The organism is Clostridium phoceensis (assembly GCF_001244495.1).
Classification (GTDB): domain Bacteria; phylum Bacillota; class Clostridia; order Oscillospirales; family Oscillospiraceae; genus Lawsonibacter; species Lawsonibacter asaccharolyticus.
This window is the reverse complement of record NZ_LN866274.1, coordinates 2,251,363-2,267,832: the sequence shown is the minus strand read 5'-3', so window position 1 is coordinate 2,267,832 and position 16,470 is coordinate 2,251,363. Positions and strand designations below refer to the sequence as shown.

Below are 16,470 nucleotides of genomic sequence, written 5' to 3'. Positions count from 1 at the left end.
CCCTATGCCGGTCATCGTCCTTCCTTACATCCCCAGCACCATCACGGTGCATCTGGGCCTGCCCGACCAGTGGGCAGAAAATGTGACGGTCTCTTTCCCCGACTACGTCAAAAACGTAGCCTCCAGTGAGATCTATCCCACCTGGGAGCTCTCCGCGATCCGGGCCAATGTGCTGGCTATCATTTCCTTTGCCCTGAACCGGGTCTATACCGAGTTCTACCCCAGCCGGGGCTACAACTTCCAGATCACCAACACCACCGCCTATGACCAGAAGTTCATTCGGGGAAGGAGCTTCTTCCAGAGCATCAGCGCAGTGGTGGACGAGATCTTCAACGACTACATCCGCCGTCAGGGCTTTGTGGAGCCCCTCTCCGCCAAGTTCTGCAACGGGACCACCTCCACCTGTTACGGGCTCTCCCAGTGGGGCAGCCAGGAGATGGCCCAGACGGGCTACAACTCCATGGAGATCCTCCGCCACTATTACGGGGACGACATCGAGCTGGTGGTCAACGCCCCCATCCAGGACATCACCCAGTCCTATCCCGGCAGCCCCCTGCGGCTGGGCTCTGTGGGGGAGGAGGTGGCCGTGGTCCAGACCAGCCTGAACCGCATCTCCCAGAACTACCCCGCCATCCCCAAGATCCAGCCCGTCACCGGCATCTTCGGGGAAGACACCGAATACTCCGTGCGGCAGTTCCAGCGCATCTTCAACCTGGCGTCAGACGGCGTGGTGGGAAAGGCCACCTGGTATAAGCTGGTCTACCTCTATGTGGGCGTCACCCGGCTCTCTGAGCTGGTCAGCGAAGGGCAGACCTTCTATAAGGTCCAGTTCCAGTACCCTGGCGTCCTCCGAGAGGGGGACACCGGCACCGAGGTTCAGGTCCTCCAGTACATGCTGGCCGTACTGGCTGAATTTGATGAGGTCATCCCCCCGCTGACGGTGGACGGCGTATTCGGCCCCTCCACCGCCAATGCGGTCCAGTCCTTTCAGCGGCAGACTGACCTCCTCCCCGACGGCGTAGTGGGGGAAGCCACCTGGGACGCCCTGTACCGTGAGTTCGCCAGCCTGGAAGCCGTGCTCCAACAGGATGTGGCTCGCTTCCCCTTTCAGGCCTCCGAGCTCATCCCCTCGCTGGTGGACCTGACCCTGGCGGCGGTCAGCGGACACAGTGAGACGCCCCGCTTCGGGCAGCATCCAGGCACCGATCTGCGTTTGGGGCAGTCGGATCAACAGGAGGTGTCCTTGTCATGACCTTACAGCAGCTGGAACGCGAGATGGTGGCCCAGCCCATACGGAGTCTTCAGTATATGCTGAACCGCCTGTCTCTGCGCTATGACTTTCTGCCCGCTCTGGTCCCGGACGGTGTGTTCGGGGAGCGTACCCTGGAGGCGGTGATGCTCTTCCAGCGGGAGCTCCACCCCCCTGTCACCGGCGTGGTGGACCGTGAGACCTGGCAGGCCATTCTGGACGAGTGGCTGGATCTGGAGCGAGAGCTTGCCGATCCCAGACAGATACGTGCTTTTCCTCCCAGTGCTAAAGTTCAGGCCGGTTCCTCCCACAACTACCTTCTCCCGGTACAGGCCATGTTTCAGAGCCTCTCCCATGTCCTGGATGGGCTGGAGCCGGAGTCCATCGACGGCATCCACGATGCTGCTTCGGTCCGGAATACCCAGTGGCTCCAGGAGAAGGCTATGCTGCCCCAGACTGGTGAGCTGGACCGAGAGACCTGGGATATTCTGGCCCGCCTCTATGAGCTCTTTGTCATCAGCCACATCGATCTGCGCCGCTACCCGGAGAACCGCCTGGCAGGCTCCACCCCGTCCACCTGAATCCCGGCCTCTCCTTGGCCCGGGCGGGCCGATCCCTCTGCTCGCTCAAAAGTCCCTCTTTTCTCCGGCTCCCAGCGGAAAGCCCTCCGTTTGTCCCCGCTCTCGCGGGCGGGGACAAACAAAAGATCCAGGGGGGGCCAAAAAAGTGTTGACAGGCAGGCCCTTATATGGTATGATACCACTTGCGCTGAAGAGCGCAGTCCCCCATGCGCGAGTGGTGGAATTGGCAGACTCGCTAGATTCAGGTTCTAGTGTGCATTACGCACGTGCGGGTTCAAGTCCCGCCTCGCGCACCACGTCGGAGCAAGCTTTGTATCGCTTGCTCCGACTTATTTTATAAGTCAGAGCGCGCTCACGCCGCTGCTCCTCCTTTCCAACTGCGACCCGCTGTGCTGGGCTCGCAGTTGGTGGGCCGCCCTGCGGGCGGCATTTTTCGTTTCTGACAGAAATATCAGTCTTAACCGCCCTTCACAAAAAGAAAGACATCTGCTTGTGCAGATGTCTTTCCTCTTTTGCTTCCGCTCCTTTTTGCTCTCCCCCCTTTTCCGGCTCTAGGAGCCGGGACGGACTTTTGCCGGGGACAGCCGGAAGATCACAGCCCTGCCCTTGCGCTCTGTGCTTCCTTTAAAAATGCCGGATGAAAATATCGCTCTGCTCCAAAAATTCCTCCACCGTATCAAAGCCCAGCAGGCGGAGCAGCTTGAGGACATAGGGGTTGTCCAGCGGAGTGCTGAACTCCGCCTCGTCTCCGTAACGGTCTACATTCTCCCGCCCGGTCTCCCGGTCCAGCAGGACCTTCGGCCCGCCTACGCAGCCGCCGGTACAGCCCATCCCTTCAAAGAAATTCGCCTGGTGCTGGCCGGAGCGGATGTCCTCGATCATCGCCCTGCACGCCGGCACGCCGTCTGCCTGCCGGGTCCGGACCTGGATAGGCCGCTCCGGGTGCAGACGGGCCACCGTGGTCCGAACCGCCTCGCTGACTCCGCCGGTACGGGCGTAGATCCGCCCCGCTCGGGAGGAGTGGTCCCGCTCGCTCTCCTCCAGCAGCTCCGGGTGGATATCCGCCGCCTGGAAAATATCCTGCATCTCCTGGAAGGTAAGCACATAGTCCACCGCGCCGGCCAGGTCTGCCTCCCGGGCCTCCGCCTTTTTGGCAATGCAGGGCCCCACAAAGATGGTGACCGCATCTGGGTGCAGCTTTTTTACCGTCCGGCCGGCGGCGATCATAGGGGATACCGCCCCGGGAACGTGTGGCATCAGCTCATGATACAGCTTTCGGATCATGCCGATCCACATGGGGCAGCAGCAGCTTGTGAGCTGGAAATCCGTCTCTGTGTGAATGTTCCGGTCAAACTCCAGCGCCTCCTTCAACGTCAGCAGGTCCGCGAAGAGGGCCACCTCCACCATCCCGGTGAAGCCCAGCAGCTTGAAAGCCGAGCGCAGCCGGCCCGGCGTCACCACAGTGGAGAATTGGCCCAGGAAGGCAGGGGCGATCAGGGCGTAGACGGGCCCTTTGGCATGCTTGACTGCGTCCAGGGCAGGCAGCACGTCCCGGCTGGCAGTCAGGTTTCCAGACTGGCAGGCCTGGATACAGGCGCCGCATCCGGAGCAGCGGTCCGGGTCCACGGCAAGCGTACCGTCGTCCCTGCGCACGATGGCGTCAAACAGGCAGGCGGCGGCGCAGTGTGTCTCCTCTTTGGGACAGGTGCAGGGGTTGAGCGGCCAGACCAAGGGGTGGTCCTGAGGGTGGAGCAGGCAGTCCAGATGCCCGGCACTGGCCTCCAGATCATCTGCCTGGACGGAGCCCTCCTCAACAGCCTGCTTCAGCATAGTGCGGTAAAGTTCCTCAAAGGTCATGGTGGTCCTCCCCTTCTGTCGATACAGTGGTCAGTATGTCCGTTTTGGGAACAAGCAAACCCGTTTCCCTGTTGTTTCCCTATTATATCACAGAGGGACTCGGCCGTCATCCCTATTCCCCGGGAAACAGGGCAGAGAAAAAGGGAGAACCCTCTGGACAGAAGTCCCGGCAGGAGGTATGATAAAGAGGTAAGCACTGCGGGCCGCCTGGGGTCCGCGCACACTGAGATCAAGCATCTGCCCCGGGTCGGGCAGAGCAGCGAGGATTTGATATCATGTATCGGAGAGAAACTCCCTGGGACATCGTAAAACCGCTCCTGTTTTTCCTGGGCTCTATCCTCTGGCTGGAGGGGATCTACCGGGCTTTCTATGTCCGGCCCTTTTTTGATGTGGGGCTGGTCTATATCCTGCTTTTCTCCCTGCCGCTGGCCGGGATGTGTGCCCTTTTGACCTCTCTCTGGGGCAAGAAGGGGAACCGCAAGGCCGGCTTCGCCGTGCTTGGCGTGCTGACCCTGTGGTACATGATCCAGTCGGTGTACCACACGATCTTTGCCACCGTGCTGGTCACCAAGTCCTTCAACATGGCAGGTCAGGCCCTGGGCAGCTACTGGAAGGAGACCCTGCTGGGCATCTGGGAGGCCCTGCCCGCCCTGCTCCTGCTGGCCGTCCCTCTGGTGGTGTACTTCTTCCAGCCACGGTTCGCCCTCCTGAACCGCCCGGACGGCCGGGTGCTGCTGGGAGTGATCGGCGGCGTGATCATCGTGCAGGCCGCAGCAGTGCTGGCGATCGCCCTGCCCACCGGCGGGATCATGACGACCCGCCAGATCTATCGAGAGACCTTTGTCCCAGACCTGACGGTCTCCCACTTCGGCCTGGCCACCACCCTGCGGCTGGATATCGAGCAGACCCTCTTTGGCCTGGAGGAACCCAGCCGCCCCGACCCGGGTGAGGGCTCGGTCTCCACGCTGGCCCCGGGGAATGTCTCTGTCCAGCCGGAGGAGCCGGAGGAAGGGGAGACCCCCGCCGCCTCCGGTCCCAATGTCATGGACATCGACTTCGACGCCCTGATCGCCAACGAGACGGACAGCACCCTGAAGGACATGCACGAGTATTTCCGGGACCGGACGCCCACGGAGAAAAATCAGTACACCGGTATGTTCCAGGGCAAGAATCTGCTCCTTTTCACCGGCGAGGCTTTCTGGATCGGCGCAGTGAACGAGCAGTACACCCCCACCTTATACAAGCTGGCCCACTCCGGCTTTGTGTTTGAGAACTTCTACAACCCCCTGTGGTATTACTCCACGGTGGATGGGGAGTATGCCGCCACCACCGGCCTGATCCCCACCAACCAGGTCAATGCCTCCCAGCGGTATGCAGGAAAAAACGGGGTCTCCATGTACTTCTCCATGGGCAACCAGCTCCGGGCCCTGGGCTATCCCACCCTGGCCTACCACAACAATACAGCCAACTACTATGACCGCAACCTCTCCCACCCCAACCTGGGCTATGATTTCTACGCCTGTGACACCGGGCTGGATGTGGCCATGACCTGGCCCCAGTCCGACCTGGAGATGATGCAGCTGACCCTCCCCCAGGCTCTGGCCGGAGAGAAGCCCTTCCACAACTACTATATGACGGTGAGCGGCCACATGAATTACAGCTTCGCGGGCAACGCCATGTCCGCCAAGCACCGGGATGAGGTGGCGGATCTGGACATGAGCGAGGCCGCCCGGGCCTATCTGGCCTGCAACATGGAGTTGGACCAGGCTCTGGAGTACACCATCAAGACACTGGAGGAGGCCGGCGAGCTGGAGAACACCGTGATCGTCCTCTCCGGGGACCACTACCCCTATGGCCTGGACGGCACCGGCGCCATCGACGAGCTGGCGGGGGAAGGGACGGAGGCCGATCCCTTTGAGAAGTACCGCTCCACGCTGATCCTCTGGTCCGGTGACATGGAGGAGCCTGTGGTAGTAGACAAGCCCTGTTACAGCGTGGACATCATCCCCACCCTGTCCAATCTGTTCGGCCTGGAATATGACTCCCGCCTGCTGGCCGGCCGGGATATCCTCTCCGACGCCCCCGGCCTGGTCATCTTTAACGATTACAGCTATCTCACCGAACTGGGGCGTTACAATGCGGACACGGACACCTTCACCCCAAATGAGGGGGCGCAGGTGCCGGAAAACTACGCCCAGGACACCTACTGGGAGGCCCGGTATATCCGCAGCTATTCGGAGAAGATCCTATTCAATGACTACTACCGCAAAATCGGGCTGGAGCCCCCGGCCGGTCCGGAGGAGAACTGACCAGACGCAGAAAGGACGCGCCTCAATGCGAGGCGCGTCCTTTTAGAGATATGTATGGATCAGCAGATCAATAGTTCTCCGCCTTCAGCTGGAAGTAGTCCCGGGGATGAGCGCAGACGGGGCAGACCTCCGGCGCCTGCTTGCCCACATGGATATGGCCGCAGTTGGAACACTGCCAGATCATATCGCCGTCTCTGGAGAACACCAGGCCCCCCTCCACGTTGGCCAGCAGCTTGCGGTAACGCTCCTCATGCTCCTTCTCGATCTTGGCAACTTCGGAGAACAGGAATGCGATGTGGTCAAAGCCCTCCTCCTCGGCCTCCTTGGCCATGGTGGCGTACATATCGGTCCACTCGTAGTTCTCGCCCTCAGCAGCGGCGGCCAGGTTCTCCGCAGTGGAACCGATCCCGCCCAGCAGCTTGAACCAGATCTCAGCATGCTCCTTCTCATTGGCGGCGGTCTCCTCAAAGATCTTGGAGATCTGGACAAAACCGTCCTTCTTCGCTTTGGAGGCAAAATAGGTGTACTTGTTGCGGGCCTGGGACTCCCCAGCAAAGGCTGTCCACAGGTTCTGTTCTGTCTTGCTTCCCTTCAGTTCAGGCATGTTGATTTCCTCCTTTAGTTTCTTAATGAGAATAATTACTGTTTAAATTATACCATATCCTGCCCGCCTCGTCAACTCATTTTACAGATCTTTGGAACCATCCTGTGTCTTCGACCGGGCCCGCATCTATTATACTCTACTCCTCCAGTCCGGGCAAGCGGTCCGCCAAATTTTGCAGTCAAAAACATCGCCCGCAGGGCGGCCCCAACTGCAAGCTCAGCACAGCGGATTCGATTTGTAAAGGATGAGCAGCAAAATAAGCGCGCCCTGACTTATAAAATAAGTCGGAGCAAACGATAGACGTTTACTCCGACTTGGCAAGGGGTAACAATCCAAATCCTCTCAGGTCGTTTGCAATTTTTCTTGAGAAGCATCCAACCGGCCTTCTGGCCGGCGGCGCCTTTGCGCCGTACAAGCGTTTTGCCACAGGCAAAACCTTGGCGCAGGGCGAATTCACTTCGCCCGAGCATTTCAATCACCGAAGGGTGGAGCGACCAACGGGAGCGAAACCCAAAAGAAAATGCGACTTGTCGAAACAAGTCGCATTTTCTTTTGGAGCAGGTGAGGGGAATCGAACCCCCGTGTTCAGCTTGGGAAGCTGACATTCTGCCATTGAACTACACCTGCATGGGTTTCAGCCTGTATAATATACCACAACTTGGCGTGCAATGCAAGGGGAAAATCCAGACTCACAAAAGTTTTTTCAGACCAGCCGGACCAGCGCCCCCTCCTCCCCCGCCGCAGCTGGGGAGGAGGGGGCGCGCCGCTGGCCCCAGGCCGTGAAGAGAAGAGACATCGGGCGGACATCCGCCGAAGATCCGCACACCAGCGCTGCGGCCTGGTTGGTAAAGCGGAGGGACAAGCCCTTCCGAACCAGATCGATCATTATGGAGACCGCTCGACTGATGGCGGTAAAGACCGCCGGCCGGTCCGGAGACTGGAGTCCAGGTCTGTCTGCGCGGGCCCGGAGATGAGCCGGCCCAGGCAGTCGAACCGGGAGCCGTGGCAGGGGCAGTCCCAGGTCTTCTCGTCCGGGTCCCACTCCAGCTGGCAGCCCAGGTGGGGGCAGCGGATGTCCACGGGGTGGAGCGCCCCCGACTCGTCCCGGTAGACCCCGGCCTTTTTCCCGTTGAGGAACACGATCCCGCCGTGTCCGGCCGGGATATCTTTGGCCGCCTCTGCTGGGATCTGGAAGAATCGCTTGACCATACTCTTGACGGCCTGCCCGCCCTCCGTCAGGATGCCGGGCAGCGCCGCGGGGTCCAGACGGCTGGGAGAGAAAAGGCCGGCATAGGGGTTGTCCCTGCCCTGGATCATATCACACAGGAGGGTGGCGGCCGCCATGGAGGAGGTCATACCCCACTTCTGGAACCCAGTGGCCACATACCAGCCGGGATGGCCGGAGGAGTAGGGGCCGATATAGGGCACATGGTCAGGGGGCATGCAGTCCTGGGCAGACCAGTGGGCGGTCTCCTGGCTCTGGGGGAACCACTCCCGGGCCTTCCGCCGGAGCAGGTCATACTGGCCCCCCTCGGTGTTCTCGCCGGTGCGATGGCCTCCGCCGCCCAGCAGGAGCAATTCCCCATAGGTGCGGAGAGAGAAGGTGTCCCGTCCCACTCCCAGAAACATGCCGTCCACAGGCGGAGCGCCCTGCAGGGCCAGCACATAGGAGCGCTCCTGGTGCATCCGGGCGAAATACATCCCCGGAAAGTTGACAAAGGGAAAATGGCAGGCGAAAACGATGTGCTCCGCCTGGACCGAGCCCAGCTCTGTGGTCAGGAGGTCACCCTCCGCGGTGAGGACCCGGCTCTGCTCGTAGATGGTCAGCTGGTCCGCCAGCACTTTCAGGAATTTCAGGGGATGGAACTGTGCCTGCCCTTCAAAGCGGACCGCCCCATCGTGGGGGATGGGGATAGAGACCTCCCTGGTGAACGAGGCCGGCAGGCCCAGGCGCCGGGCGGCCTCCGCCTCCTCCTGTAAGACAGTGACGTCAGGGCCGTAGAGATAGGCACATCGCTCCTCCCAGTCGCAGGAAATGCCTTGGACGTCGATCAGGTCCTGATAGGCCCGGACCGCATCCTGGTTAGCTTTGGCATACCGCCTGGCGGTCTCCTCCCCAAAGGACTGGATCAGCCTGCTATAGATCAGGCCGTGCTGGGAGGTGATCTTGGCCGTGGTGTTTGGGGTCTGCCCGCCGGCGATCTGGTCGGCCTCCAGGACAACGACTGAAAGCCCGGCCTGCTGGAGGGCATAGGCCGTCAGCACCCCGGCCATCCCCGCCCCTACCACCGCTGCCTGAGTTTTCAAATGCCCCCGGAGGGGCGGCCTGCGCCCAATAGAGCAGGTCTGAGACCAGATAGATCCCATAAAAGCCTCCTTTGATCCTCTGCAGTGAATGTCTGCTTTATCCATGCCCAACGGAGCGGCTTTTATGTGAGAGAATCACTTATAGAAAAGGCGAAAAACATCGGCAAGGAGAATGAGCTGCGGACAGGACTTCCCGATGCGTCATTGTATTCGTCCCCTTTATATGCAGCGCACGATGCCCCCAGCGTGCCTCCGCCCTGGAGGGGCAGGCCGCTTTTTTGTCTCTGAGAAAGGGGCAAAAGACTTGCTGGTAACAGGATAGCAATTCACAGAGATATTCTGCCTAGCGTTCCATCTCAAATATCGTCGGCTCTTGTGGCAGGAACGCACAGCCTTGAAAAATCGCTTCCACAAATCCCCGCTCATCAGGCACGCCGGTATGAATTTCCGGTGCAGAGGGGGAGAAATAAAAAGCAGGGAACCGAAGTCTCCTGCTGGGGCGGGGGCATGTTCTGCTGTTGCTGCCCGCTGGCTGGACAGTGTATTCCGAGATGGAGGGCGGCACTTCGGGTACATTTGCCGCGCTTAGCTGGTTCACCCTCCCCGGGGCCTTTGTTCAATTTTTCATCGGCTATTCACCAACCTCCTTTTCGTGAAAGTTGCGCAATTTTACGGGATGAATCTCTGTAATGATTTCTCCACCTCCTTCCCGCCTATCCATGCAAAAAAGCCGCCCGATTTGAACGCCGGACGGCTTTTGTGTAATGTAATAAAGCAAATATTGCTCAATTTTGTAGATCAAAAAATCAACAACACGGAAAGTTGATATATAAAAATAGGATATTTGGAACTCTATATCTGTAATATATACCGTTTTTTTCGTACAGAACTTATGTTGTCCATTTTAAGTGAAAGCCCATATTTTTTAGCAAAACTTCCTCTGTTAGTTAAAATCGCAGTCTAGCTGTTTGAGTACTTCCATTTGGCTGTCTGCACACCAGCAAACGGGCTTTGAGACTCCGATTGGCGCTGTAGTATCTGTTCATAGCTCTACGGTACCATTCGGCCTCTTTTGATAACTTTTTTGACCAAATTGCTTCCAATGCGGTAGCAGATGTAGTCCAAATCCGGTGCGTCCCAAACCACAAGGTCGCCCAGTTTTCCGACTTCCACAGAGCCGATTTGGTCAGCCATCCCAATTGCGGCAGCACCATTAAGCGTGACAGCTGTTAGCACTTCTTCCGGCGTAAGCTTGTACTTCAGGCATCCCAGTCCAATAACAAACTGCATATTCAAGCATGGGCAAGAGCCAGGATTGAAATCTGATGCCATGGCAACCGGCACTCCAGCTTCCACCATCGAACGTGCAGGCGCAAAACCGGCCCCCAGGTAAAAGCTAGTAGCCGGCAGAAGGCAGGCTACTGTGCCCCCTTTTGCCATACTGGAGATTCCTTCAGGCGGACAGACAATTAAATGTTCCGCAGAGACTGCACCCAGCTCTCCGGCCAAGACAGATCCACCAATCGGATCGATTTCATCTGCATGTATTTTGGGAGTCAGGCCATATTTGCGGCCCGTTTCCAAAATCTTTCGGCTCTCTTGTGCATTAAATACGCCTGTTTCGCAGAACACATCACAGAACTTAGCGATTTTCTGTTCCGCAACTGCTGGGATCATTTCTTCGCACAAAAGACGGATATATGCGTCCCGGTTTCCTTTATACTCAGAAGGCAGTGCATGGGCCCCCATAAAGGTGGCCACTACGTCCACGGCATGCCCCTCCTGTAACTTTTGGATCGCGCGAAGCTGTTTTAGCTCCTCATCGGTCGTAAGGCCATATCCGCTCTTGGCCTCACAGGTGGTGGTGCCGAAGGACAGCATCTCACTTAACGCCAGGGACGCCTTCTCTGTCAGCTCCTCTTCGCTGGCCGACCGTGTGCTTTTGACGGTAGAAAGGATACCGCCGCCTTGGGCAAGGATATCGAGATAGGGGACACCATGGAGTTTCATACCAAGCTCATTCTGTCTCCAACCGCCAAAAATCAGGTGGGTATGTGCGTCCACAAGGCCCGGCGTGACCAGTCCTCCCTCTGCATCTATCCGTTCAGCATCTATGTCGGGAGGGGTGCCAGTCCCAACTTGAAAAATCCGTTCGCCTTCTAGCAGCACCCACGCATCTCTTTGGATTTGGATGGCGCCCTGAGCTGCCCCGCCTTTGGGTCCGTATCCCAGCGGAGTGGCAAGAACGCCGATGTTGAAGAGCAGCACTCGTTCCATATGATAGTTCGATCCTTTCTCAAGAGGGAGGAGACGCACATGCGCCTCCTCCCTAGCAAAATGGATGGTAACGCCTATTTGATGACGCTTTGATACAGTTGGATTCAGCCCTCTTTCTTTCCAGTTACCAGAGCGACCACAACGTAATCAATAAAGGAGGCACTCATACCAACGATAATAGCATCCACCGGGATGGGAAGAATACCAAATACGCACAGCAGTGAGACAACGCCACCTACAACGATGGAAGAAACTGCTGCCAAAGCGTTGCCCTTTTTCCAGAACAGGCCTAAGAGAACAGGGGCGACCAGACCGCTGGCATAGAAAGTATAAGCATAGTCCAGGATCTCAATGATGCCAGGGATGGCCAAGGCCACGAAAAGGGATGCGATACCGACCACTACGGTAGTCACCACAGACATCCGCAGAATCGTCTTGGAACTCTTTTCATCGCTGGCAGACTTACCCATAGCACCCAGGTAGATGTCGTTGACTACATGGGAAGTGCAAGCCAGCAGCAGAGAGTCAGCAGTGGACATGACGGCAGCACACAGAGCAGCGATCACAATGCCGGCAGCCACGGTGGGCAGCACCTCCACAGCCAGAGAGGCGATGGCGCTTACCTCAGTCAGGGTATCGCCCAGGAAGGCACGGGCCAGCATACCGTCTATAGCGCTGTTGACGCCCATTGCCATCAGAATACAGCCGGCAATGATACAGCCGGTCTTTGCGATTCGTTCATTCTTTGCAGAGAGCAGTCTCTGGTAGAAATCCTGACCGATGATTTCATAGGCGATCATCGGCAGCGCGATGGACGCCATTGCTGCAAGACCGATGCCGGTGGGACTCACGTAAGTATCAATGCCGCCCGGAACGTTCATGGTGGACAGTTTTTCAACCAGTCCGCTCCAACCACCAATTTTAATCAGGCCAATAAACGTAGTCAGGGGGACCCCGATGAAGATGACGATAAGCTGGATCACGTCGGTGAGGGCCACTCCCCACATGCCGGAAAAGGCTGTATAAAGAATGATCACACAGATAGCGATCACAGCTGCTACTGTAGTGTTGATTCCAAATACAGTCAGCACCTTGGAGATGGCACCGACCTGGGCGGCAAGGATACCGACCAGAGCCGCAAAGGAGAATACACTCGTGAGGACACGCGCAGTGTTGGACTGGTAGCGGTTATAAACGAAGTCGCTGATCGTACACAGTCCCATTTTACGCATGGGCTTTGCCATCAGCAGACCCAGCACCAGCATGGCGAGGCCGGTAGAAACGCCGAATGTCATGCCGGACAATCCCTGATTATAGCCATTTGTAGAGGTTCCGATGATGTTGCCGCCGCCCAGCTGGGTAGCACACAGAGTACCCACCAGGACAAACAGGCCCATGGACCGGCCAGCCAAAAGGAAGTCTTCAGAGCCTTTTACCCTGCGGGATGCATAAAGACCCACAGCAAGCACGACCGCCATATAGGCGATCAGGATTATCAGCATTGTGATTTGATTGGGTGTCATAGCGATTCTCTCCTTTTTTCAGTGCGTTTTTTACGCCAGGATCGTTATTTCGCCAGAGTCTCCGTCCATTTTCACTCTCTGCCCCTCGCAGAATTTGTCATAGGTCTGCTGATCCACCCGGATCAGCGGGATATCCATAATAATCGCATTAGACACCAGAACAGTACTTAGATCCAGCACAATGAATCCCGCAGGTTTGTTGTCAAACTTGGACATCTGATACAGGCCGTCCATCTGCACCACAGAGCTGCCCTTATCAATAGGAAACACGATGATTTTCTTTGCAATCACTTTGTCTGTCAGTGCATGATCCTGTTCAATGATGGTACCTTTCTCCGGGCTTACCATATAGAAATTGATCGGATCTTTTGACACCAGGATCTCGCCTTCAACAATGCCGCTGGCAATCGGCTCACCCTTCAGCAGTCTCTCATCCTTCATGATACGATCTCCCCCTTCAGCACAGATTGGATACAGGCGGGAATACTCTTGACAGTAAATGTCATGTTCCAGCGCTTAGTATAGTAGGCACATTTAGGCGATTCCGTCACGCCGCTCATCCCATACAGATGCGACCAGCATGGCTGATCCACACAACTGTTGATAACGATTTCTCCACCAGCTTTATGTATGATATCCAGGTAGCCCATCCGCTGCGCCAGCTCCTTGGTGGAGGTAGAGGTGAAGATATACAGCTGACCTGCCAGCTGCTGACCATCCAGCATCTTCGCGATGGAACCCACCTGGTTGATGGTCAAATGGGGGCAGCCCAAGATACAGAAGTCCGCTTTTCCAGTGCCGGCAGAGATCTCCGCTCTGGCCTGAGCCAAGTCTTCATTCGTGATGGTGACCACAGGGGGATCTTTCCGCCCTAAAAAGGCAGTGTGGACATCTGCCGCCTCCGGTGTTACGCCTACCACATGGAACATGGGGACGATCCCATGGATATTCAACTGAGTACCCAGGTCCATCAGTTGTTCCGACGTGGTCTGCTTGGACAAACCATTGAACACAGGGCAGTGGTATGCCTGGCCCATCTTTTTAGGCGTAATATAACCCAGCAGCTCATAATCGTATTCACTGTCCACATCGGCCTCTACCTGAATAAGGACATCGCCTGCCCGATTCTGCTCCAGCAGCAGTCCGTATTCGGGTGTGACACCGGTAATGGCCGCACACATAGCGCTCTGAGCAGCCTCACGATTTGTCCGGGCCCCCAGCACCGAGTTGACATATACTGCGCCGCCAGAAGCGGAGAAAGAACAGATTTCTCCAAAGCGGGGGACATTGTTTTCAAAAAACGGGGTGCAGTCAAAGGTGAGGATGGCGCCAAGCTTCCGATAAACATCGATCGTGCTCTTCAGTGTGCGCTCATTTTCCTCATCTAATTTCGAAATCGTCTTAAAATACTCATAGTCATAGGCGGGATTGACCGTGGGAGGCACCATACAATGTGCCTGCTCCTCCAACAGCTTCGAAACAAACCAGAGGTCACCCTCCTGGTTGCTTAGAGAGATATGCCCCCGGCTGATCGGTACCATACGCTCAGCGCCGAAAGCTTTCCCGATCCCTACCAGGACCCGCATTGCCCGGGCAAATCCTGGTCCCATTTCGCCATTCAGCATGGCTTGTTCCTTCTCTGTCAATCTCATTTCGTTCGATACCTCCTAAGTTTGATCTCAGATATCTTCCAGTGCTTTATGCACAATACTGTCATCTGCCAAGTAGGGCAGGGTGATATGGTCCTGACCCTCGTACAGTTTATTGTATTCAGCGATTGTTGACAGCGAATTGGGATTTCCGGCCCAGCCACGACGGGCAACCCCCACCATAACATCCCAAGGCATAGACATCTTTAAAATCTGGTCTACCCGCTCGGAGCCGTCCAGCACCATACCAAAGCCGCCGTTGATGGACTTGCTCACACCAACACCGCCGCCGTTGTGCAGGGCAATCAGACTCATGCCGCGGGCAGCATTTCCAGCGTAGCACTGGGTGGCCATATCGGCCATGATATTGGAGCCATCCTTAATATTGGAAGTCTCACGGAAGGGAGAGTCGGTACCACCGGTATCATGATGGTCGCGGCCCAGCATAACGGGCCCGATCTCGCCCTTGCGGACCATCTCATTGAACTTCAGGGCAATGTTCATACGGCCCATGGCGTCGGAGTACAGTATCCGGCATTGCGTGCCTACTACCATCTTGTTCTTTTTCGCATCACGCAGCCATATGTAGTTGTCGTGATCCTGATAGCGGCGGTTGTGTGCCCTGATGTACTCGGCGGCAGCCATATCGGTCTTATCCAGATCTTCTTCCTTCCGGGACAGACAGCACCAGCGGAAAGGACCATAGCCATAGTCAAACAGGAAGGGGCCGAGGATATCTTCCACATAGGAGGGGAATACGAAGCCGTCCAAGTCATTCTCGCCGTTCTTGCAAATCTTCTCGGCAGGCACGCCGGCGTCGTACACCGACTTCAGGAATGCATTGCCATAGTCGAAGAAATAGGTTCCCTTCTCGTGAAATTTGCAGATCATCTCATAGTGATGCTTCAGGGACTTGTCAACCAGCTTGGCGAAGCCTTCGGGGTCCTTGTCCAGCATCTCAGTACGCTGTTCGAAGGTCAATCCCTGCGGGCAGTATCCGCCGTCGTACGCCATGTGGCAGGAGGTCTGGTCGCTCATTAGATCCACATGGATATTCTTCTCATACAGGTACTCCAACAGGTCCACCACGTTGCCGTGATAGGCGATGGCGTAGGGTTCCTTGGCAGCCAGCTTCTGCTGAGTCATTTTCAGGACCTCATCCAAGTTGTCGGACTTCGCACTCACCCAGCCCTGGTTGTAACGGGTCATGATCCGGGACAGGTCCACCTCAGCAATGATGGAAACGGCACCTGCGATCTCCGCAGCCTTGCCCTGGGCACCGCTCATACCGCCCAGACCGGCGGACACGAACAGGCGGCCGGCCAGGTTCCCGTCCTCGGGGATACCCAATTTGGTGCGCCCCGCACCCAGCAGGGTGTTAAAGGTGCCATGCACGATGCCCTGGGGACCGATGTACATCCAGCCTCCGGCGGTCATCTGGCCGTAGTTGGCAACCCCGATGGCTGCCGCACGGTTGAAGTTTTTCTGGTCATCATACATGCCGATCATCAGGCCGTTGCTGATAATACAGCGGGGAGCCAGCTTATGGCTGTGGAACAGGCCCAGAGGATGGCCGGACATCACAACCAAAGTCTGCTCGTCCGTCATGATCTCCAGGTACTTCTTGATCAGACGGTACTGCATCCAGTTCTGGCACACCTGTCCGGACTCGCCGTAGGTCACCAGTTCATAGGGGTACAGCGCCACCTCGAAGTCCAGGTTGTTGTCGATCATCACCTGGAACGCTTTGCCCTCGATGCAGTTGCCTTTATATTCGTCGATGGGCTTGCCGTACAGCTTTCCCTCTGGCCGGAAACGGTATCCATAGATACGGCCGTGTTCCTCCAGTTCCTGGGCAAACTCCTTTGCCATCTGCTCATGATGATCAGGATGGATATAGCGCAGGGCGTTCTTAATGGCCAGTATCTTGTCGGCCTCAGTCAGATGGGATTCACGGCGGGGGGCACGGCGGTAGCCCTCTTCAAAAGCGGGATATTCAGGCAGTTCATAGTCCAAGTGAATGGTCATGCACTTGTCCATGTCAAGATGTGCTGGGGTCATAATGGTTCTCCTTTCTTCTTCAAATATGTGTCAGCAAGATGTCCAGTTTTTAA

12 protein-coding genes and 2 tRNA genes are annotated in these 16,470 nt (G+C 57.0%); 4 read left to right on the top strand and 10 right to left on the bottom strand.

The window, feature by feature from the left end:
* Positions 1-4: 4 nt before the first annotated feature.
* The 3 genes from BN1969_RS11740 to BN1969_RS11730 all read left to right on the top strand — a co-directional run bounded on the left by BN1969_RS11740 (position 5) and on the right by BN1969_RS11730 (position 2,126).
* Positions 5-1,252 (top strand): peptidoglycan-binding domain-containing protein, encoded by a 1,248-nt coding sequence (locus BN1969_RS11740; protein WP_050624460.1) that lies wholly within the window; start codon positions 5-7, stop codon positions 1,250-1,252.
* A complete protein-coding gene (locus BN1969_RS11735) occupies positions 1,249-1,830 on the top strand; it encodes a peptidoglycan-binding domain-containing protein (RefSeq protein WP_050624459.1) in 582 nt (193 codons plus the stop codon). Before BN1969_RS11740 ends, BN1969_RS11735 begins: the two co-directional genes overlap by 4 nt.
* A gap of 208 nt (positions 1,831-2,038) precedes the next feature.
* Positions 2,039-2,126 (top strand) — tRNA-Leu (locus BN1969_RS11730).
* 328 nt (positions 2,127-2,454) lie between these two features.
* On the opposite strand, the gene BN1969_RS11725 is transcribed toward BN1969_RS11730, so the two are convergent.
* Positions 2,455-3,687: a [Fe-Fe] hydrogenase large subunit C-terminal domain-containing protein gene (locus BN1969_RS11725; protein ID WP_050624458.1), complete on the bottom strand. Its 1,233-nt coding sequence runs from the start codon at positions 3,685-3,687 to the stop codon at positions 2,455-2,457.
* Between the two features lie 275 nt (positions 3,688-3,962).
* Between BN1969_RS11725 and BN1969_RS11720 the strand changes: the two genes are divergently transcribed.
* Positions 3,963-5,996 carry an LTA synthase family protein gene (locus tag BN1969_RS11720; protein WP_050624457.1) on the top strand — a complete coding sequence of 678 codons (2,034 nt, stop codon included), beginning with the start codon at positions 3,963-3,965 and terminating at the stop codon, positions 5,994-5,996.
* A gap of 67 nt (positions 5,997-6,063) precedes the next feature.
* Here BN1969_RS11720 and rbr read toward each other — a convergent pair whose 3' ends face one another.
* From rbr to BN1969_RS11675, 9 genes are all read right to left on the bottom strand, one after another.
* The gene (rbr, locus tag BN1969_RS11715; RefSeq protein ID WP_050624456.1) at positions 6,064-6,600 is read right to left on the bottom strand and encodes a rubrerythrin; all 537 of its coding nucleotides are present in this window, start codon (positions 6,598-6,600) and stop codon (positions 6,064-6,066) included.
* 553 nt (positions 6,601-7,153) lie between these two features.
* Positions 7,154-7,227 (bottom strand) — tRNA-Gly (locus tag BN1969_RS11710).
* A gap of 76 nt (positions 7,228-7,303) precedes the next feature.
* Positions 7,304-7,486 (bottom strand): hypothetical protein, encoded by a 183-nt coding sequence (locus BN1969_RS11705; RefSeq protein WP_050624455.1) that lies wholly within the window; start codon positions 7,484-7,486, stop codon positions 7,304-7,306.
* Positions 7,486-8,967, bottom strand: coding sequence for an FAD-dependent oxidoreductase (locus BN1969_RS11700; protein ID WP_050624454.1), 1,482 nt, complete (start codon positions 8,965-8,967; stop codon positions 7,486-7,488). The genes BN1969_RS11705 and BN1969_RS11700 overlap by 1 nt, the downstream gene beginning before the upstream one ends.
* Positions 8,968-9,957: 990 nt before the next feature.
* A complete protein-coding gene (gene hutI / locus BN1969_RS11695; protein ID WP_050625472.1) occupies positions 9,958-11,184 on the bottom strand; it encodes an imidazolonepropionase in 1,227 nt (408 codons plus the stop codon).
* Between the two features lie 104 nt (positions 11,185-11,288).
* Positions 11,289-12,707 (bottom strand): sodium:solute symporter family protein, encoded by a 1,419-nt coding sequence (locus tag BN1969_RS11690; protein ID WP_082203569.1) that lies wholly within the window; start codon positions 12,705-12,707, stop codon positions 11,289-11,291.
* A 30-nt stretch (positions 12,708-12,737) separates the two neighbouring features.
* Positions 12,738-13,148, bottom strand: a complete 411-nt coding sequence (locus BN1969_RS11685) for an aconitase X swivel domain-containing protein (RefSeq protein WP_050624452.1) — start codon at positions 13,146-13,148, stop codon at positions 12,738-12,740.
* Positions 13,145-14,359, bottom strand: a complete 1,215-nt coding sequence (locus BN1969_RS11680; protein ID WP_050624451.1) for an aconitase X catalytic domain-containing protein — start codon at positions 14,357-14,359, stop codon at positions 13,145-13,147. The genes BN1969_RS11685 and BN1969_RS11680 overlap by 4 nt, the downstream gene beginning before the upstream one ends.
* 27 nt (positions 14,360-14,386) lie before the next feature.
* Positions 14,387-16,417, bottom strand: a complete 2,031-nt coding sequence (locus tag BN1969_RS11675) for a urocanate hydratase (protein WP_050624450.1) — start codon at positions 16,415-16,417, stop codon at positions 14,387-14,389.
* Positions 16,418-16,470 lie beyond the last annotated feature (53 nt).